Origin of the sequence: Rhizobium sp. AQ_MP, from assembly GCF_014237835.1 — a bacterium.
GTDB lineage: Bacteria > Pseudomonadota > Alphaproteobacteria > Rhizobiales > Rhizobiaceae > Allorhizobium.
On sequence record NZ_JACJVI010000094.1, the window covers coordinates 1 to 341 of the forward strand.

A 341-nucleotide genomic window follows, 5' to 3' on the forward strand; every position below is an offset into this window, starting at 1 on the left:
GGTAGCGACCGTCGGAGGCTTCGGCTTCATGGTCTGGATGTATCAAATCATCGCCGGTCCACCCGGTCCTCCAGCTTAGCAAGGAGGCGATGGTGACCTTACTATCCCGGCGAGCCCTTCTTCGAGGACAGATCAAGGAAGAAGTCCGCATCCTGCCGCCGGGCCTAGTACGCCCCGTGGCAGAGATCTGCGTGCAATGCGGGGCATGCATTGATCACTGTCCGCCGTCGATCATCTCGATGCACGTCGGCATCCCGACGCTCGATTTTACATCCGAAGGGTGCGATTTTTGCGGCCAATGTCGCGAGCATTGTCCGCACGCAGATGTCTTCTTCGACGCT

Annotated in this window: 1 protein-coding gene and 1 pseudogene; both read left to right on the forward strand. The window is 58.9% G+C overall.

What is annotated here, in order from left to right; genetic code table 11:
- Positions 1-79, forward strand: a pseudogene (locus H6M51_RS25120) (nitrate reductase); the annotation flags it as partial.
- A gap of 10 nt (positions 80-89) precedes the next feature.
- On the forward strand, positions 90-341 hold a 252-nt coding region (locus H6M51_RS25125), incomplete at its 3' end, for a 4Fe-4S dicluster domain-containing protein (protein ID WP_407073615.1).